The sequence below is a fragment of the Streptomyces sp. NBC_01622 genome (assembly GCF_045209635.1).
Lineage (GTDB): Bacteria > Actinomycetota > Actinomycetes > Streptomycetales > Streptomycetaceae > Streptomyces.
Window position 1 is genome coordinate 223,965 of sequence record NZ_CP109293.1, and the last position, 18,718, is coordinate 242,682.

The 18,718-nt window shown below is 68.9% G+C and carries 17 protein-coding genes and 4 pseudogenes; 13 read left to right on the forward strand and 8 right to left on the reverse strand.

The genetic code is table 11. From position 1 onward, the window contains the following. Nucleotides 1–74: 74 nt before the first annotated feature. Nucleotides 75–830, reverse strand: a pseudogene (locus tag OH768_RS01040) (hypothetical protein); the annotation flags it as partial. Nucleotides 831–864: 34 nt separating this feature from the next. Beyond that, complete coding sequence (locus tag OH768_RS01045) at nt 865–2,184, reverse strand: RNA-guided endonuclease InsQ/TnpB family protein (protein WP_406449010.1); 1,320 nt, start codon at nt 2,182–2,184, stop codon at nt 865–867. 26 nt (nt 2,185–2,210) lie between these two features. Here OH768_RS01045 and tnpA point away from each other — a divergent pair, with 26 nt between their 5' ends. Continuing rightward, nucleotides 2,211–2,642 (forward strand): IS200/IS605 family transposase, encoded by a 432-nt coding sequence (tnpA, locus tag OH768_RS01050; RefSeq protein ID WP_406449012.1) that lies wholly within the window; start codon nt 2,211–2,213, stop codon nt 2,640–2,642. Nucleotides 2,643–3,027: 385 nt separating this feature from the next. Here tnpA and OH768_RS01055 read toward each other — a convergent pair whose 3' ends face one another. Further along, entirely contained in the window at nt 3,028–3,387 is a 360-nt protein-coding gene (locus tag OH768_RS01055) for an ArsR/SmtB family transcription factor (protein WP_406449014.1), read from the reverse strand. 207 nt (nt 3,388–3,594) lie between these two features. Further along, nucleotides 3,595–3,969: a hypothetical protein gene (locus tag OH768_RS01060; protein ID WP_093631318.1), complete on the reverse strand. Its 375-nt coding sequence runs from the start codon at nt 3,967–3,969 to the stop codon at nt 3,595–3,597. Nucleotides 3,970–4,273: 304 nt separating this feature from the next. On the opposite strand from OH768_RS01060, the gene OH768_RS01065 reads away from it, so the two are divergent. After that, the gene (locus tag OH768_RS01065) at nt 4,274–5,242 is read left to right on the forward strand and encodes a Ppx/GppA phosphatase family protein (RefSeq protein WP_406449016.1); all 969 of its coding nucleotides are present in this window, start codon (nt 4,274–4,276) and stop codon (nt 5,240–5,242) included. Between the two features lie 242 nt (nt 5,243–5,484). Beyond that, the gene (locus OH768_RS01070; protein WP_406449018.1) at nt 5,485–6,162 is read left to right on the forward strand and encodes a GntR family transcriptional regulator; all 678 of its coding nucleotides are present in this window, start codon (nt 5,485–5,487) and stop codon (nt 6,160–6,162) included. On the opposite strand, the gene OH768_RS01075 is transcribed toward OH768_RS01070, so the two are convergent. After that, nucleotides 6,155–6,352, reverse strand: coding sequence for a hypothetical protein (locus OH768_RS01075; RefSeq protein ID WP_406449020.1), 198 nt, complete (start codon nt 6,350–6,352; stop codon nt 6,155–6,157). The genes OH768_RS01070 and OH768_RS01075 overlap by 8 nt on opposite strands. A 282-nt stretch (nt 6,353–6,634) precedes the next feature. On the opposite strand from OH768_RS01075, the gene OH768_RS01080 reads away from it, so the two are divergent. The 4 genes from OH768_RS01080 to OH768_RS01095 all read left to right on the forward strand — a co-directional run bounded on the left by OH768_RS01080 (nt 6,635) and on the right by OH768_RS01095 (nt 10,988). After that, entirely contained in the window at nt 6,635–7,501 is an 867-nt protein-coding gene (locus OH768_RS01080; protein ID WP_406449022.1) for an amidohydrolase family protein, read from the forward strand. Next, complete coding sequence (locus OH768_RS01085; RefSeq protein ID WP_406449024.1) at nt 7,494–8,390, forward strand: hypothetical protein; 897 nt, start codon at nt 7,494–7,496, stop codon at nt 8,388–8,390. Before OH768_RS01080 ends, OH768_RS01085 begins: the two co-directional genes overlap by 8 nt. Before the next feature lie 99 nt (nt 8,391–8,489). Next, nucleotides 8,490–9,794, forward strand: coding sequence for a C4-dicarboxylate transporter DctA (dctA, locus tag OH768_RS01090; RefSeq protein WP_406449026.1), 1,305 nt, complete (start codon nt 8,490–8,492; stop codon nt 9,792–9,794). 168 nt (nt 9,795–9,962) lie between these two features. Then, nucleotides 9,963–10,988, forward strand: a complete 1,026-nt coding sequence (locus OH768_RS01095; RefSeq protein ID WP_406449028.1) for an amidohydrolase family protein — start codon at nt 9,963–9,965, stop codon at nt 10,986–10,988. A 334-nt stretch (nt 10,989–11,322) separates the two neighbouring features. Here the strand turns inward: OH768_RS01095 and OH768_RS01100 are convergent. Beyond that, nucleotides 11,323–11,430: pseudogene (locus tag OH768_RS01100) on the reverse strand (GntR family transcriptional regulator); the annotation flags it as partial. Between the two features lie 95 nt (nt 11,431–11,525). Between OH768_RS01100 and OH768_RS01105 the strand changes: the two are divergent. Further along, nucleotides 11,526–11,792 (forward strand): annotated as a pseudogene (locus tag OH768_RS01105) (ATP-binding cassette domain-containing protein); the annotation flags it as partial. Nucleotides 11,793–11,853: 61 nt separating this feature from the next. Here OH768_RS01105 and OH768_RS01110 read toward each other — a convergent pair. Both OH768_RS01110 and OH768_RS01115 read right to left on the reverse strand, forming a co-directional pair. Beyond that, nucleotides 11,854–12,756, reverse strand: coding sequence for a serine hydrolase (locus OH768_RS01110; RefSeq protein ID WP_406449030.1), 903 nt, complete (start codon nt 12,754–12,756; stop codon nt 11,854–11,856). A 533-nt stretch (nt 12,757–13,289) separates the two neighbouring features. Beyond that, entirely contained in the window at nt 13,290–14,141 is an 852-nt protein-coding gene (locus OH768_RS01115; RefSeq protein WP_406449032.1) for an MFS transporter, read from the reverse strand. A 293-nt stretch (nt 14,142–14,434) separates the two neighbouring features. Between OH768_RS01115 and OH768_RS01120 the strand changes: the two genes are divergently transcribed. The 5 genes and pseudogenes from OH768_RS01120 (at nt 14,435) to OH768_RS01140 (ending at nt 18,449) form a co-directional block, all read left to right on the forward strand. After that, the gene (locus OH768_RS01120; RefSeq protein WP_406449034.1) at nt 14,435–14,986 is read left to right on the forward strand and encodes a SigE family RNA polymerase sigma factor; all 552 of its coding nucleotides are present in this window, start codon (nt 14,435–14,437) and stop codon (nt 14,984–14,986) included. After that, nucleotides 14,983–15,666 carry a SecDF P1 head subdomain-containing protein gene (locus OH768_RS01125; protein WP_406449036.1) on the forward strand — a complete coding sequence of 228 codons (684 nt, stop codon included), beginning with the start codon at nt 14,983–14,985 and terminating at the stop codon, nt 15,664–15,666. The genes OH768_RS01120 and OH768_RS01125 overlap by 4 nt, the downstream gene beginning before the upstream one ends. A 190-nt stretch (nt 15,667–15,856) precedes the next feature. Next, nucleotides 15,857–16,672, forward strand: coding sequence for an SAM-dependent methyltransferase (locus tag OH768_RS01130; RefSeq protein ID WP_406449038.1), 816 nt, complete (start codon nt 15,857–15,859; stop codon nt 16,670–16,672). 31 nt (nt 16,673–16,703) lie between these two features. Continuing rightward, nucleotides 16,704–17,022 (forward strand): annotated as a pseudogene (locus OH768_RS01135) (hypothetical protein). A 197-nt stretch (nt 17,023–17,219) separates the two neighbouring features. Next, a complete protein-coding gene (locus OH768_RS01140) occupies nt 17,220–18,449 on the forward strand; it encodes a PP2C family protein-serine/threonine phosphatase (protein ID WP_406449040.1) in 1,230 nt (409 codons plus the stop codon). Nucleotides 18,450–18,718: the final 269 nt, after the last annotated feature.

Sequence of the window (18,718 nt, forward strand, 5' to 3'; positions counted from 1 at the left end):
CGGGCGGGCGGCCGTACTCCGTCGTCGGTGACCCTCCGGAACACCCACCGGGTCACCGACGACACCGCCGGCGGTCAGGGAGCGATCCCCACGCCGTCGATCCGGCTCCACGCCCGCTCCTGCGCCGCGGTCATGGCGGGCCAGGCGAGCCCGCCCGGCCGGGGCCGGATCCGCGAGGCGTAGGGCGCGGGGCGGAAAGCCGGGTCGTAGAAACACCCGGTGCCGTACGTCCGGTCGAAGGCCGCGCATGAAGCTGCGACCGAGCGCCGGCTCGGCTTGCGTCCGTTGCGGACCCAAGTGTCCAGCGCCGCAATCGAGTTGGCGTACTCGGAGTCGCTCAGCGCGCTGTGCTCGGTCTCTGTCGTGAAGGTCTGGACGAGGTTGCCGCCCCGGCCGGCCCCCTGGAGAGTGTCTCGGTAGGCCGCCTCGTGCTCGACGAAGGCGGTGGGGTCGTCGATCGCGTGCAGGGTGAGGACGGGGATGGAGACCTTGCCTGTCAGGTCGCTGTCGTAGGAGAGGTCGCGGCGCGCGGTGGGGTCGGCGGAGAACCGTTCGACGCCCGCGTTGAGCGCCTTGTCGTCGTGCGAACCCGCGTACCGCACACCCCGGTTGCTGAAGGGGTTACGGCCGCCGAGGATGTCGTCGAGGTTGCGCTGCTGGAGCGCGGTCCGCTCGGCGGGGGCGGAGGCGAATCCGGTGCACTCCTGCAGTCGGGCGCGGAGCCCTGCGCTCGTCATGGTGGAGTCGGCGCGCAGCCCCTGCCACAGCGGGTACTGCGGCTCTGTCGGGCGGGGGTGGTGGTTGTGGCAGTAGTACTGTTGAAGTGCTCTCCTCCCTTCGCAAGCTCAGGAAGGAGATTCCTGCCTACCTTGCGGTGGCGGGCTTGACGCCACGGGTGCGTCTGACGACTGCCCTCCCGGCAGCCGGGAGGGCCACGAGGCCGATCCGGTACAGGTGCAAGATGTTCCGGGCCGCGTTCCAGTCGGCGTTGCCGGACCAGCCGCAGTCGGGGTTCTTGCATACGAACGTGGCCTGGTCTTCCCGGCTGCCGGGCGTGATGAAACCGCACGCGGAGCAGCGCAGGGAGGTGTTCGGGGCGGGGACCTTGACCAGGGTTCCGCCGTGGCGGGCGGCCTTGTACGTCAGCATTGTCACGGTCCGGCCCCACGCCTCCTGGCTGATGGAGCGGTTCAGACCGGACTTCTGCGCGACGTTCCTCCCCGGGTTCTCGATGGTTCCCCTGGCGGACTTGACCATGTTCGTTATCTGCAACTGCTCCACCACGACCGTGCCGTACTCCTTGGCGATGGCGGTGGTGGTCTTGTGCTGCCAGTCAGTCGCCCGGCGCGTGGCTCTTGCGCGGAGCTGCTTGATCTGGTCGTAGGTGCGGTGCAGCCGGTTCGAGCTCCGCTCCTTCGGCTTGCGGAAGGACTTGCGGTGCGCGGCTTGCCGCTCCAGGCGGAGCAGCTTGGCCTTCTCGTCCGGATTCAGCCACTTGTCCCGGTCGGCGGTGCCGTCCGGGAGCCGGGGCGGCCGGCCGTGGTCCTGGTGGTTGCCGTCGGACAGGGCAAGGGGAAGACCGACCCCGGCGTCGATGCCGACCTCAGGGCCGGTGTGCGGCCCGGGCTTCGGCTCCAGAGTCTGGACGCGGAAGGCGATATGCCATCCGAGCCCGTCCTTGACCAGCCGTGCCCCGGTGATCCGGTTCTCCTTGCCGGCGAGCTTGCCGACCGGGAGATCCCTGGTCCACCGGAAGCGGACACGCCCCACCCTGGGAACGTTGACCATGCCCCACCGCCGGTGCACCCGCTTGATCTGCAAGTCCCGGCCCTGCGGGATGTCCACGGACATGACGGTGCGGAAACGGGCCTTGAAGTTCGGCTCGTCCGCCCGCCCGTCCCAGCAGTTCCGCCACGCCTGGACGTACGTTTTCAGCACCGCCTGCGCGGCCTGCGCAGGCAGCACCGCGTACCAGTCGATCTCCTTGCGGGCCTGCCGCAACGCCTGATCCAAGCGCGTCAGAGAGCGCTGACACTTCGGTGTCATCTGCCACAGGTCGTGGAGCTGATTCCACATCGCCCGTGCCGCATGGGCCTGTTCATCCATGAGCCGCGCCTGTGCAGGCGTCAGCGTCAGCCGGGCACGATGCCCGAACTGCCCCTTCTCCCACACAAGTTCACTCATGACGATCACTCTACTGAAGGTGGCTTATGTCACCACGATGGAACCCTGATCCCGATGTGCGCACAGGACGCCACGTCGTCTACAACCTGCATGTCCACTTGGTTTTTGTCACCACGTACCGGCGCAGGGCATTCACCGACGCCATGCTGACGCGCACCGAGGAGATCATGCGCGAGGTCTGCACGGACTTCGAGGCCGACCTCACGCAGTTCAACGGCGAGCAGGACCATGTGCACCTCCTCGTGCACTACCCGCCCAAGGTCCAGCTCTCCAAGCTGGTCAACTCCCCCAAGGGCGTCTCCTCCCGCAGGCTCCGCCAGGAATACGACAGCCACGTACGCCGGTACCTGTGGGGCGGACACTTCTGGTCCGGCTCCTACTTCGCCGAATCCTGCGGCGGGGCACCGCTGACCGTCGTCAAGCAGTACATCGAGAACCAGCAGCGCCCCGTGGGCTGAGGACTAGACTGCGCACCCGTGCGAACGATGCGGGTCACAGCAGTTCTGAGATGGCCTTCACCCCCGCCGTAAACGGCGGAGCACTGGCCAAGATCAGAGGTAGACCACCCGCAGGTCGACCCGGTAGTCGTAGCCGCGTGAACCGCCGCCGAGGACGCCGCTCGTGAGCAGCGCGAGACTCTCCGCGCGCCCGACGAACACGCCCTCCGGCCCCGGCCGAACAGTGGGACCCGCATGGTCCACCTCGGCTCACCCCCTGCGAGCATCGTCCTCAGGAAGGCGCGAGCAGTCCAGGTGTCGAACTCTCCGGGCCCAACAGGCGTGCCGAATCAGCGAGTTCAGCCCACCGCTCCGCCGTTTCCTCGTCCGGTCCTCGCCCCCGACGTCACCGACGTGCGGGAAGCGGATGCGTCGGGGCGTCCGCCTGCTGGAGTTCGGCGAGGATCTGGTTCTGGCCGGTGAGGAGTTCGGTGAGGATGCGGCGGGCGGCGCGCAGGAGGTCGGCGACGTCTGTGCCGGCGAGTTCGTAGCGGACGGTGGAGCCCTCCCGCGTGGAGACGACGATCCCGGAGCGTCGCAGGACGGCCAGTTGCTGCGACAGGCTGGAGGGTTCGATCTCGATGTCGGCGAGCAGGTCCCGTACGGACACCGGACCGTGCTGGAGGAGTTCCAGGACCCTGATGCGCACGGGGTGGCCGAGCATGCGGAAGAAGTCTGCCTTGACCTGGTAGAGGGGGACCTGCATGGATGCTCGCTCCTTGCCGGGTTGTTCGGACTGCGGCCGCCGGGATGCGGCGGCACTTGAGAGTGCCGCCGCATCGCGGGCCGCCCTCCGAAGCCGATCCTTCACGTCTCGGACTCCGTACGACCGCACCTTGCGACCATGCAGACATGGCGAGTTGAAGAAGTCTTCACATCACGGGCAGACGTGGTTCCCGCATGTCAGGACGGGCTAGATCTCGATCGCCCCCTCGACGCGTTTGAGCTGGTGGCGGGCCATGGCCAGGTTCGAGCGGGCCTTGTCGAGTACGAGGTACAGGAACAGGCCGTTGCCGTCACGGCCGGTGACCAGGCGGATCAGGTGGTACTGGCTGTCCAGCGTGATCAGGATGTCCTCGATCTGGCCCTTGAGGCCCAGCTGTTCCATGGTGCGCACCTTGGCCCGGATCACATCCGTGTTGCCGGCCGCGGCGACCGTCAGGTCCAGGCTCTTGCTGCCGCCCAACGTGCCCAGCGCCATGCCGCTGGTGTAGTCGACGACCGCTGCCCCCATCGCCCCCTCGATACCGGCCATCATCTCCTTCAGCGACACTTCCACACTCGCCACGATGCCTCCCCTTGCGTTCCGTTGACTGCGGCGGGCCGGTGCTGCCGATCCGCCTCGACGTCCGGACCGTAGGCATCCGGCCCTCCCCCGCGGAGTATCTCTTCGAGACTGGCTCCGGACGATCGAACAACGGCCCGACAGGATCTGTTGATGGGCTGTAACTGCCCCGTCTGGTACCAGAGTTGATGCAACATTCGGCGCGGGGCGCAGGCCGAGATCACGCGGGCCGGGATCCCGTCACGCCGTCGGAGGTTGGGGAGAGGAAACCGGTGCGGTCGGACGCGGGGTCAGGGGAGGCGATGGGGTGCGGCAGGCAGGTGTGCTCGATGTCGGGTGTCACAGTGCTCTGCTGACGGTCGTACAGCGGCGCCCGGGTGCGGTGCTGGAGCCGGTGTTCTCCCGCAAGGTGCGGCTGAGACTGCATGAGACCCTCGACCACAAGGGACGGCTGGGCCAGGCCGGCGTGGAAAGCGTCGAGCGGGCAGTGGCCGAGGCCGTCGCCGCCAATCCACGTCAGCGCGGACCTGAAGTGTTCGCGTTCGCCACCTCCGTCATCCGGGACGCTCCCAACAGGGACACGATCATCGCGCGTGTGGCACGCACCACGGGCACCCGCCTGCGCGTGCTGACCGGCGAGGAGGAGGCACGGCTGGCCTACGTGGCCGCCCGCCAATGGGCGAGCCGGGCGGCCGGCCCCCTGCTTGTCCTGGACATCGGCGGCGGCACCCTGGGGATCGCCTCCGGCGCCGGCGACCAGCCCCGCACGGTGCACTCGCTGCCGCTGGGCGCGCGCAGAATCACCCGGGACTGGCTGCCCGGCAACACCGCACCGTCCCCACGTCGTCTGGCCGAGATCCGAAAGCACCTGCGCCGGTCACCGGACGCCGTTCCCGGCCTGCCGCAGGCCGAGCCGGGCATGCGGGTGCCGGCATGCTCCAAAACCTTCGAACAGCTCGCCCGGCTCGCCGCGGCACGGGGTGCGGCGCCACGAGGTGGGCGGCAACTGACCCTGCCTCACCTACGTACTTCGGTCGCCCTGCTGGCCAGGGCAGAGCCGTCCCGTCGTGGCAAGCTGCCAGGTATCTCCCGCCACCGCGCCGAACAGTCCCTGGCCGGAGCCCTGATCGCCCAAACCCTCATGGAAGCCGGCGGGGCCGAAGCCGTCGAGATCTGTCCCTGGTCCACCCGCGAAGGGCTACTGCTGGAACACCTCGGCGTGCCCGACGCCACAACCGCCGCTCCCGCCACGCCGGCTGAACTCCGACGGACCTGACCTTCGCGTACCCCCGCAGGCGGCGAACGGTGTGGAGACGGGGTCGGGCGCGAGGAAGTCGGGTGCGTAGCCGCGGGGCGGCAGCAGTCAGGTCAGTGGTCGGCTCGCGGCGGGCAGCCGGGAGCGGATCGGCCACCGTCAACGATTGCCGACAATATCTTCAATGATAAAATCAGTGATCTCGTCGGAAGTCTGTGAGCACGGTGGCGGGCGTCCGTGTGTGAGAGAGGGAGCGACAGCCGGTGACCAGCACGCGCATCAAGGGGGCGGCTGCCCGGAGCCACGTGAGCACACACATCCGCGACGCCCTGCGGGGCGGTCACCTTGTGCCGGGACAGCGGCTGGTGGTGCAGGACCTGGCCGACGAACTCGGGGTGACCCGGAGCTCCGTACGCGAAGCGCTCGTCGACCTCGCCTCCGACGAGCTCGTGGAGATCGTGCGCAATCGTGGGGCGCGGGTGAGGATGATCTCGATCGAGGAGGCCATCCAGATCACCGAGTGCCGCTCCGCGCTGGAACGGGTGTGCGCGCGCAGGGCCGCTGCGCACGCGAGCGAGGCTCAGCGTGCCGAACTCGCCGAGGTGGGCGTGCAGTTGCGTGCGGCGGTCGCGGAGCACTCCCCCGAGACCTACTCGACGCTCAACCGAAGGCTGCACGACCTCATCATCGATTTCAGCGGCCAGGCGGTCGCCAAACGTCAGCTGGAGCGACTCCATACGCAGATGGTGCGCTTCCAGTTCCGCCTCGCGCTGCGGCCGGGGCGCCCGCAGCAGTCGCTGCCCCAACTGCTGGCCATCATCGACGCCGTCGTCGCCGGTGACGCCGACGCCGCCGAGGCCGCTACCGAGGCACAGTTGGCCGGCGTGATCGACGAACTGCGCGCAACCGGGGCCGCCCATTCCGTCGAGTCGGTCAGGTGACACGTACAGGGCGCCGCCCACGTCCCGTCGGGCAGTAGGCGCCGACCCTGGTCGGCTGAGCGCACCCCGGGTACGTCCAGCGGGCATGGCCGTACCACGCCGGCAGTCCCGGACCGTTGGGGTCACCCTCGGCGACGTAGTTGGCGACGCAGGACGTCATGGTGTCGGCGATCTCATAGTCCGTGCCCATCCAGCCTTGGTCAGCCGGACAGAGGCTGACGCTCCATATTGTCTGACAAGACCTAACGGGCTGCGAGTCCGTCCGGATGAGCACGACGGCCGGCATCGGGTCGTGCGGCATCCCACTCCGAAGCACCCTCTCCGAACGGCCGGCCGGCATCTGCGCCGACCCATAGCTGCAAAAATGATTGGATAAAATTGTTGACAATCTTGTCGACCTGGACTTCAGTCGGTGTGCGGCTTTCAGCCGCACCGAGCGACCGACGCCGATCCGAGAACCTTGGGAGGCCTGATGGAGATCGTGGACACGCACACCCACGTCATCTCACCGGACACCACGCGATATCCCCACGCCCCGGTCGGGGGACGCCAGTCCGCGTGGTCACAGGCCCACCCCGTGGACATCGACGGCCTGGCGCGCGCACTCGACGAGGCGGGCGTCTCACGGGCCGTGGTGGTGCAGGCGTCCACGGTCTACGGCCACGACAACCGGTACGTCGCCGAAGCGGTCCGCTCCCACCCTGACCGGTTCGTCGGGGTCTACTCGATCGACGCCCTGGCGGACGACGCCGTGGCGGAGATCAAAAAGTGGCAGGACCAGGGACTCTCCGGCTTCCGCCTGTTCACCACCGGGACCACGATGCCCGGCCAGGCGGACTGGCTGGGACATGAACGCTCGTATCCCACGTGGGCCTACGCGGAGGAGAACGACATCCCCGTGTGCCTGCAGATGACGATCCAGGGGCTGCCCGCCCTTCGGAACCTGCTGGAGCGCTTTCCCCGCGTGCGGGTACTGCTCGACCACTGCGCGCGCCCCGACCTGTCCGACGGTCACCCGTACCAACTGTCCAAAGGCCTCTTCGAGTTGGCGATCCATCCCGGTGTCCACCTGAAACTCACTCACCGCGCCCTACAGGCCGCCAGGGCGGGCAGATCCACGACCCGGGCCTTCCTGACGGATCTGGTGGCCTCGTACGGGGTCGGACGCATCGCCTGGGGCTCCAACTTCCCCGCGGCGGAGGGAACTCTCTCGGACATCCTCGACGAGGCCCGGGGCGCGCTGTCCGGCCTCTCCGACGACGACCTGCGGTCGGTGTTCGGCGGCACGGCCCGCGCGTTCTATCCCTCCCTCGCGACGACGGGCGAAGCCCATGCCTGAGCGCACCGTCCTGCGGACCGTCCTCGCCGACCACCCTCACACCGCGAAGCTGAAGAGCGGCGAAATCCGTGACGAGCGGGTCGCCCTGTCGTTCACCGACATCGCACCGGTCCACCGGGCCTTCGCACCCATGGTGCGCGAAGAGGCCTACGACCTCAGCGAGTTGGCCGTCGTGACCGCCTTGCAGGCCATCGCCTACGGCCGCCCCGTGGTCCTGCTGCCGGCCGTGGTGGCCGCGCGTTTCCAGCGAGGCTGTCTCATCGCCCACGCCGCACGACCGGTCGCGCCGGCGCAACTGGCAGGCACCCGCGTCGGCGTGCGTTCTTACACCCAGACCACGGGAATGTGGGTGCGCGCACACCTCGCCGAGGACTTCGGTCTGGCGGCGGACGACGTCCACTGGATCACCCACGAAGAACCCCACGTGGCCCAGTACACGGACCCCGACTTCGTCACGCGCGGGAGCGGCGGGAACTCCCTGCCCGATCTGCTGCGCGAGGGGCGGATCGACGCCGCGGTACTCGGCAACGACCTTCCCCGGGGAGAGGAGTTCGTTCGCGTCGTACCGGACGCGGACGCGCGCGACGAGCAGTGGTGGAGTCGGCACGGGTACATGCCCGTCAACCACATGGTCGTCGCCGGTGCGTCGGTCTGCCGCCGGGACGCGCAGGCGGTCCGAGCGGCGTATCACCTTCTCCTCAGGGCCGATGCGGCCGTCGAGCGCCCGGACGGCGTACCGGCCCCGACCCTCTTCGGCTTCGACCGTCTGCGTGAGCCGATCGAACTCGTCGTGGGGACCTGTCTGGAACAGGGACTGCTGCCCAGAAAGCTCACACCGGAGGAGATCTTCGAACCGGCAAGGAGCGTTCTCGGCAGCGGCAGCACCTGAGCCCCGCACACCACCCCGGCCACCCGCCCCGATTCCCCGACCGGCGCTTCCCGGCCGGCTCTCCCCACCAGTCTTTCAACGACGAAACTGGACACGCCGATGACTGAAGCAACATCCACCGCCGCGCCCGTGCAACCTGTCAAACCACCCCGCCGCCTCTACCACGACCTCGCCTTCCAGGTCCTCGCGGGAGTCGCACTGGGCGTTGTCGTGGGCAATTTCGCCCCGTCCATCGGACACCATCTTCAGTTCCTCGGCGACATCTTCATCCACCTCATCCAGATGGTCGTCGGTCTCATCATCTTCTGCACCGTCACCCACGGCATCGCCGGCGTCCGCGATCTCGGCAAGGTCGGCCGTATCGCGGTGCGCTCGCTCGTGTACTTCGAGGTGATCACGACGGTCGCCCTCGTCATCGGGCTCGTCGTGGTCAACGTGCTCCGACCGGGCGCGGGCATGCACATAGATCCGTCGTCACTGCACGCGGCGACAGGCACCGCACCCGCCAAGTCGGAAGGCTTCGACGACTTCCTCGTCAGCCTGGTGCCGACCTCCGCAGTGCAGGCGTTCGCCGAAGGGGACATCCTTCAAGTCCTGGTGTTCTCCGTTCTGTTCGCCTGCGGCCTGGCCTCTCTCGGCGACAGGGCGCAACCCGTGCTGGACATCGTCGGCAGCGTCCAGCAGACGCTGTTCTGGATCATCCGCAAGGTCATGCGCATCGCACCGCTCGCGGCCTTCGGCGCCATCGCCTTCACCGTCTCCAAGTACGGACTGGGCACACTGACCTCGCTCGGAAAACTGATCGGGGTCTTCTACCTGATCGTCGTGCTCTTCTTCGTCCTGGTCCTGTGGCCGGTGTCGCGGTATGCGGGCGTCAGCCTGTTCAAGCTGCTGCGGTACTTCCGCGCCGAGTTGTTCCTCGTGCTCGGCACCAGCTCGTCGGAGAGCGTCTTCCCGCAACTCACCTCCAAGCTCAAGAGACTTGGAGTGGACGAGCCCGTGGTCGGTCTGGTGCTTCCCACCGCGTACAGCTTCAATCACGACGGGACGTGTCTGTACTTCGCCACGGTCAGCGTCTTTCTGGCGCAGGCTACTGGCAGTGACCTGGGATGGAAGGCGCAGGTCGGTCTCCTGCTCGTCCTGCTGCTCACGTCCAAGGGCGGCGCGGGGGTGTCGGGGTCCGCGATCGCCGTCCTGGCACTGACCCTGAGCGCGACACACAAGATCCCGGTGGACAGCATCGCCCTGGTCCTGGGCATCCACAGCATCCTGTCGGCCGCATTCGTCTTCACCAACGTCGCCGGCAACTGCGTGGCGACACTCGTGGTCGGGAAATGGGAGAACGCCATCGACCGGGGCCGGCTGCACGCCGAACTCGACGCGGGCTTCCAGACAGCCGCGTGACGCGCGCCTGCGCACAAGGAGGAGCCAGCGGGATCAACCTCGGCGCTGGGCGGGATGCCGGGCGCCAGGGACGGCACACCCTCCTGCCCAAGAACCCCCGACGACATTGTTGACAATAACGGCATCGAATGCGCGCGCCTATGACGCTTGGGCGAGAGGGAAGAATCAATGATCATCGACTGCCACGGGCACTACACCACCGCCCCACCCGCGCTGGAGAAGTGGCGCAACCGGCAGATCGCCTCACTCAGCGACCCCGCCGCCACCCCCGCCCGATCAGACCTCCGCATATCCGACGACGAACTGCGCGAGACCATAGAGCCGAACCAGTTGCGGCTGATGGACGAGCGCGGCATCGACATGACGGTCTTCTCGCCCCGCGCGTCGTTCATGGCCCACCACGTCGGAGGCTTCGAGACCTCCGCCGCCTGGGCGGCCATCTGCAACGAACTCTGCCACCGCGTCAGCCAGTTGTACCCCGAGCGCTTCGTTCCGGCCGCGATGCTCCCCCAGTCCCCTGGCGTCGACCCCGCCACCTGCATACCCGAACTCAACCGCTGCGTCGAAGAGTTGGGCGCCGTCGCCGTCAACCTCAACCCTGACCCCTCAGGTGGCCACTGGACCGCCCCACCCCTCACCGACCGCTCGTGGTACCCGCTCTACGAGAAGATGGTGGAGTACGACATCCCGGCGATGATCCACGTCAGCACCAGCGTCAACCCCGCCTTCCACACCACCGGCGCCCACTACCTCAACGCCGACACCACCGCTTTCATGCAACTGGTCCAGGGCGACCTCTTCGCCGACTTCCCCACCCTGCGGCTGGTCATCCCGCACGGCGGCGGGGCGGTCCCTTACCACTGGGGCCGTTTCCGGGGCCTCGCGATGGCACTCGGGAAGCCCCCGCTGGAGGAACACGTCCTCGGCAACGTCTCCTTCGACACCTGCGTCTACCACCAACCCGGCTCCGACCTCCTCTACGACGTCATTCCGACCCGCAACATCCTGTTCGCCTCGGAGATGATCGGCGCGGTGCGCGACATCGACCCCTGCACCGGCCACCACTTCGACGACACTCGCCGCTACGCGGAAGCCGCCAAGCTGTCCACACACGACCTGGCGGCAGTCCAGGAGCACAACGCTCGTTCCGTGTACCCCCGCCTGGACACGCTGCTGAAGCGCCAGGGCCGTTGAGCGGTCTCGGCCACCGACCGTCATACGGTCGAGATGCCACGCCTCCACCGCGGTCCTGGTCGACGCCGGGGCCCGTACGGGCGGGCTCCTTCCCGCAGACCACGGAGCTTCTCCGCGCGGAGGCGCGTCGGCGTCGCAGTCGGCCCGGCTCGGGCCGAGCCCCGTGCCGACGACGGGCGATGCCGGGTGCATCCGTCACAAGGTCGCCCGCGCATCGCCCCCACGGCTTTCCCCAGGCTCCTCCTGACGACACCCCAAGGGACCCGGTGCGCGGATGCGGGACGGTGCGGTCGCGGTACTGCCTCATGACGAGGGAGTAGAGCAGCGTGTCGTAGACGCGGGCCAGAGTTCGCTGGTGGGCAGCGTTCTTGATCTGCTGGTGGAAGGTCCGGTTGCCCTGGGAGTACCCCGCCTGGTCGCCACCGGCCTGACAGTCCGCCATGAACTGAAGCGTGCGACGCACTCCCTCGATCTCCTCCTCCGTCTCGACGACGCACCCTTGAGTTCGCCGGCACCTCTCAGCCGACGATCGAGAACGTGTCGCGCAAGGTCGACCGCGGCAAGGCCGCCGCCGTGGTCGGGCCCAGCGGATGCGGCAGGAGCACCATCCTCGATCTGGCCGCGGGACTACTCACCCCCACCGACGGCGAGGTCCACTACGCCGGTGAGCGTGTCACCGGCGTCAACTCCGATGCCGCGTCCGTGACACAGCACTCTCATCTGCTGCCCTGGCTGAGCGTCAAGGCCGACATCGGTCTGGCACCGAAGTCCCGCAACGTCGTCAAGGACGAGCGCGAGAAATGCGTCGCGCAGTGGGTGGACCTCGGCGGCGGTGTCCCGCAGTCGTGTCGGACCGTCCGTGCCGTCAGCCAACCACCCGTGCCGAGGAGACCGCCGTGCGAGCCGCGCGTTCGACCGCCGCGATGCCGCCCGCCATCGACGCATTGCCGGCGGAGAGGACCGCGACGAGGTAGTGATGGGTTCCCGAGGTGACCTCTCCGACGCTGTTGATGTCCCACAGGCCGGTGGTGCTGCGTTGCAGCCAGCCGTTCTTGAGCGCCCACCCGGCGTCGGAGGCCGCCGAGACGCCCCATGACTGGCCGGCGGCGATGCGGGTCATCAGCGTACGGATGTAGGTCTGGGACGCCTCGGTCAGCGCGGAGCCGCTCGCGGACGAGGTCCCGCCGTCGGCGAAGACCGCCTGCAGCACGCGGATCTGGTCGGTCGCCGTGGTCTGGGTGAGTCCCCACTTGCCGGCGGCTCCGCCCACGGTCGAAGAGAGACCGAGGCGCTTGTTCGCCGCCTCCAGGCCGGGCGCCTGGCCGATCCGGCTCCAGAGTGCGTTCGCCGCGTCGTTGTCGCTGTGCTCGATCATCGCCGTGGCCCAGGTGCGTTCCTGCTGGGTGAGACCGCGTCCGGCGTCCTGGGCCTGGAGGAGCAGCGTGGCGAGGATGTCGACCTTGATGATGCTGGCCGTGTCGTAGGGGACATCCTTGCCTCGCACCTCCGGCTTCAGGGCGGGGTGGTCCAGGTCCAGCACCGCGGTCGTCACGCGTACCTCGCCCGTCGAGGCCGTCTTCGTGGTGCCGCCGTCGGAGCTCTCCGACGTGCCGGTGACGGCCGCCGCGGCGGGACCGGCCGCGGCGACCGCGAGAAGGGTGGACACGGCGCCGGTGAGGAGAACCGCGCGGAGGCCGGCACGCCTGCCGCCTCGGCCGGGCGTGCTCGCGATCGGCGTGGTCGGTCGGGGATTCGGTCGGTACGACATGGGGCCTCGGCGGTTCGGGGGCGGGGGCACAGAGCTGCGAACGTAGACGAGGCGGCCGTTCCGTGACGTGACCCGTGCCACGAAAAGGCCCTATAGGCACGATTTGTGAGGATAGCCACAGCTCGCGGACCGCCCAGGATCGGGCTACGGCCCGCACGAGCACTGCTTCGAACTACCGCCTCCCTCGGCCTCTCAGGACCTTCGGCTACTCGCCGGCGCGGACTGCGGCAGACGGGGAGCAAGGGCCGGCATGCCTGGAATCGTCACGAGTGCGAGCGCCGCGAGGACAAGCCATGGGGCCGCGCTCGACACCTCGAACAGAACAGAGAACAGCAGTGGGGCTACGACTGTCGCGATCGCGAAGGAGTACTGGAAGACGGCCATGTACCGCCCGCGGAGGTCAGCAGGCGCGGCATCGGCGGACAACGCGTTCGACACCGGAGAACGCACGAGCTGAGCCGCTGAGTAGCACAGTACGGCTACGGCGAGACACGGGACCTGCAAACCCCGCAGCAGCCAGAGCGGGCCGGCCGTCAGGCACGCCCACAAGGCCCCACAAGACACCGGCCAGGCACAGCGAGACGTGCCGTGGCAGCGGGGCGAATCAGGCGGACGACCGACGTCTGGAGCACGGCTTGGACCACCGTGTTCATGGCGAGCAGCGGACCGATCGCCCAGGTCGCGGACGGGATCCGACGGTCGACGAACGGTGGGAGGGCAATGCTCAGCATGACGTTGCACATGGCGAACGCCGTGTTCAGCCCGACCAGGGCCAAGTACGGACGATCAGCCCACAGCACCCAGCAGCCGCGTCTGCCTCGATCCGTCTCCACCTGCTCCTCGGGAGATGGCCGGAAAGGCAGCGTGGCCTTGCTCGGCACGGCCGACGCGAGCAGCAGTGCCGCTGCCGACAACAGACCGGCACAGGCGCTGATGGCCCCTCGGTACACCGCACCCGATTTCTCCGACAGGGCCACGCCCGCGACGACGGCGCCGACTCCGTAGCCCGCCGCGCGCAACGAGCCGATGATGCCGAACCATCGCTCGCGGGAGTGCCCACCCGGCTGACGGTCGGACAGATTGCTGACCAGTGTGAAGGCGGAGGACCAGAAGGCCCGCTGCCCCAGTGAGGCGATCGTCGCGGCGAGGAGAAGCACACCGGTGTTCCGGACCATGAGGTACCCCAGGAACCCCGCTGCCTGGAGCAGTTGCGCCACCAGCACGATCGGCTGGGGCCCGAGCCGGTTGACAAGATGGCCGGTCCACAGCGGCAGGGGCAGGGACAGCACGCCGGCCACGGTCAGGAGCGTCCCCACCCGCACCAGCGACGCACCGGAACTCGCCGACAGGTAGACCAGGGACAGCGGGATGAAAAACCCGCTCAAGAATCCCCCTGCCGGCCTCGCGTGTGGACTGCCACTTCTGCCGCAATCCGTAGGAGCCCACGGCGAAGTCGCTGTTCCGCTGCACGTGTTTCCGTGATCCGGGACCAGCAATCCACTGCGCACCGACTTTGGCAAACCCTTGGTCCGGATCACGTTCGCCTGGAGCCGCACACTGTCGGTGGAGCGGTCGGCGCCGATGGCCGTCGGCAGCGTCGTAGTCGAAAAAGTCTGACCGGCAAGGCAGTAGAACCCCCTTCCGTACACGTCTTTACGGGGGAACAAGGGAGGGCACTTTGAACGCCGACGATGAGCGCGAGTTCCGCGAGTTCGTGGCGGCACGGTCGAGATCGCTGCTGCACACGGCCTACCTGCTGACCGGGGACTGGGAGCAGGGCCGCGACCTGGTCCAGACCGCACTCGCGTCCACCGCCCGGCGCTGGTCGCGACTGCGCGACCGGCAGCAGCCGGAGACCTATGTGCGCCGGGCGATCTATCACGCCCAGATAGACCGCTTCCGACTGCTCAGCTGGGGCAAGGAGACCGTCACCGACTCGCTGCCCGAGCCGCCCGCGCAGGCCGCCGACTGGGCCGACACCGTGGTCCAGCGGCAGGACATCATGGCCGCTCTACGACGTCTGCCCAAGCGCCAGCGCGCGGTGATCGTGCTGCGCTACTTCGAGGACCTGCCGGATCCCGAGATCGCCGAGATCCTGGGCATCGCCCAAGGCACGGTCCGCAGCCAGACCCACAAGGCCCTGACCTCCCTCCGCGCCGCCTTCGCCGAGGCGGGACCGGTGGCTGCTCCCTCCCCCTCCCCTGCCTCCGGAAGGAGCACCGTCGCATGAACGAGTCGACCGAACACCCCCTGCACCATGCCCTGCACACCCATGTCCAAGAGAGCGGGGGCGACCCCGCCGGTCCTTACCTGGTCGCCCTGGCCGACGACGCGTTGCGGGTCGCCCGGCGGCGGCAGCGGCTGACCCGCGCCGGGGCCGGAGTCATCGCCGTCGCCGCGATCGCCACCGCCGGGATCGCCGTCGCGGATGGCGCGACCTGGCGCGCGCACCCGGTGCAGCCCGCCGTAGGAGGCATCGGGAACGCTGAGCAGGCGACCAGGATCTCCATCCTGCCCGTCACGTCCGTCACGGAGCACGCCTGTGCCGCCGGCAGCAACGGCTACACCTTGCGCGCGACCGCGAGCAGCCCTGCGTCCTGCGTCCAGGTCGACCGGGCAGGCGGCATGACCGACGTCCGAGCCGTTTCCGCGAAGGCCCGCAGCAGCGCCGGCGAGTGGGAGGTCGACCTGACCCTGAGCCCCGCAGACCGGACCCGCCTCGCCGACCTCACCGGCACCCTCGCCACGGCCCCGGCCCCGCGCAACGAACTGGCCGTCGTCATCGACGGCCGGCTCCGGGACACACCCTACGTAGCCGCCCCTCTCACCGAAGGCCGCTTCGCCGTCGTCGGTGGGCTCACCAGCGAATCCGCCCACAGCCTGGCCCTCCGCCTGGGAACCCACAGGTGAGCCGGCAAGCCCTGTGGCCTGCGGCAATACCCGACGCGATGGTCAAGGAACCGCGGATGGGCGGCTCGTGATGCATGCGGACCAGTACTCGATTGCTCCGGAGAGACGAACTGGCTTACGCGGCCGGGCCGTTGGGACGTAGGTTGAGCGGCGGACATCGCACACCTCGGCCGAAGGACGAACGCTACCCATGCCAGACCAAGCAATGACGCCCGGACCGGCCGCACAGCAGAAGATCGACACATCGGTGCCGCACTCGGCCCGGATCTGGAACTACTGGCTGGGCGGCAAGGACAACTACCCCGTCGACGAGGAGGCCGGCGACGCGTACACCGCCGTCTTCCCCGGCATCGTCACCATCGCCCGCAGCAGCCGCGCCTTCCTGCGCCGCAACATCACGTACCTGGTCTCCGAGGCGGGCATCCGGCAGTTCCTGGACGTCGGCACCGGTCTGCCGACCGCTGACAACACCCATCAGGTCGCCCAGCGGATCGCCCCCGAGGCCCGGATCGTCTACGTCGACAACGACCCGATGGTCCTCGCGCACGCCCACGCTCTGCTCTACTCCACGCCGGAGGGGGTGACCGCCTACGTGGACGCCAATGTGACGGACCCTGACCGCATCCTGGCGGAAGCCGCCAAGACGCTGGACCTCACCCGCCCCACCGCGCTCATCCTCAGCAACATCCTGGGCCATGTCGCCGGCCACGACCAGGCACGCTCCATCGTCACCCGCCTGATGGACGCGCTGCCGTCCGGCAGTTACCTCTCCATCAACGACGGCTCGCGGGGCATCGATCCGGTCTTCGAACAGGCCCAGGACGCCTACAACGAAAGCGGCGCCGTCCCCTACAACCTGCGCACCGTCGACGAGATCACGGCGTACTTCGACGGCCTGGAACTGGTGGACCCCGGGGTGGTCTCGGTCCCCCTCTGGCGCCCGGAGTCCACCTCCCCGGCTCCGGTACAGATCGGCGAGCACGGCGGCCTCGCCCGGAAGCCGTGACACCCCGAGCCTGACTCCGAAGCTCGTACAGATCGATGCCGTCGGGGGCGCCGGGACCCGGTTCGTGCCGGGCCGGTGCCTCCAGCGGGCGGTGAAGAGCGATCGGTCAGGTCAGTGCACCCGCTTCACGGCGGCCCCCGGCACCGCGGTCCTGTGCCGGCTCTTCCTCAACGGCTTCGCCATACCTCCCGCCGGCACTCTCACCTGGGCCGGACACCGCGACACGTTCTGGCTCGCCTGCCTGTTCAGCGTTGCCGTGGTGGGCACTGCTCTGGCCCCCCCTGCACGCCCGAGCGGCCTACCGCCGGGTCACCACGGGCCTCGTCGGCTCGACGGACACCGGATCATGACCGGCATGGCCGCTCATCGGGCAATACCATCGCCCGGCCACCCACGGCAGCCCCTGCGGGCAGGCCACTCGGTCGGGTGACGGCCGGAGGCATCACCGCTGCCTGCCGGACCGAAAAGCGCCGTTTCCGGGCTTCATGGCCAGATCCCTCTTATCGTGGAGCGACACAGTGACCATCGGCGTCGAAACGGGCAGGCCATGCAGGATCCGGAGATCGACTACGCGGCGGTCTTCCGCGACCTGCCCGGCATGGTGGCGCTGCTCAGCCCAGAGCTCGTCTACCTCGACGCCAACGAGGACTTCCAGCGCCTGTCGGGACGCAAGCGCGAGGAACTGGTCGGCCGCTACATCTTCGACGTCTTCCCCGAGAACCCCAAGGACCCGGCGGCGGCCGGCATGCGCGAGACCCGGGAGTCGATGCTCCGCGCGGTGACCACCGGAGAGCGCGACACCATGGCCCTGCTCCGCTACGACATCGAGGACCCCCCGCTGTCCGGCCGGTGGGTGGAGCACTTCTGGAGCCCGGTCAACGCGCCCGTCCGCGGTCGGGACGGCGAAGTGATGCTGATCGTGCACCGGGTCGAGGAGGTCACCGAGTTCGTCCGGGGCTTCAGCGGCCAGGCCGACGACAGCCGGGCCCGGGCGCTGGAGGCCGAGCTGTACACCCGGGCGCGTGAGCTGCAGCAGGTCAACGAGCGGTTGCGCACGGCCCACGCCCACGAGCGCGAGGTGGCCCTCACTCTGCAGGCGGCGATGCTTCCCCCGCCGCGACCCGTCGGCCATCACCGGGCGGCCGTCCGCTACCGGCCCGCCGTGGGCGCCCTGAACGTCTGCGGCGACTGGTACGACCTGGTCGACCTGCCCGACGGCGGAATGGCGGTCGCCGTCGGTGACGTCGTCGGACACGGTCTGGCGGCTGCCTGCGCCATGGGCCAGCTGCGCAGCGCCCTGAGCGCGGCCTGCCGCGTCGCCGACGGGCCGGGCTCCGCCCTTGAGGCCCTCGGTCTGTACTCCCGTTTCGTCGAGGGCGCCGAGTCGGCCACCGCGGTCACGACGTTCATCGACTGGGACGACCACACCATCACCTACAGCTGCGCGGGCCATCCGCCGCCGGCCCTGCTCGATCCCGACGGCACGGTGACCTTCCTCGACCAGGCCACCGACCCGCCCCTGGGCGCCAGACCCGAGCATGTCAGCCGGGTGCAGACGAGCGTCCCCTTCGCCGAGGGCGCCACCCTGGTGCTGTACACCGACGGACTGATCGAGCGTCGTACGGAGGACATCGACCGCGGTCTGGCCCGCCTCGCCGGCTCCCTCGCCCACCACCGGCACGCGGAACCCGAGTCCATGGCCGACGCGCTCCTCGCCGATCTGCTCCCCGCCGAGGGCAACACCGACGACACGGCCCTGATCGTGCTGCGTCTGTGACGGCACGTCCGTTCCGGGCAGGGGCCGTGCGTTTGGCCTGAACTCGTAGCCCGGCGAACAGTCTGCCGGCCCTGTGCGAGTGCGTGGAACGAGCATGCCCTCGCGCCTCGTTCGCCGGTTTCACCGATGGCTTCTCGTAGCCCGTCCACAGCTTCCCCGGCCGATTGTCAGTGATCGCCGCTAACGTTCCGGTTGTCGTCGCACAGATGTCGGGACGTCCCGGCTGAACTGTGCTTTCTTCGGGCTGTGTTGATGCGGAAGGCGGGGGC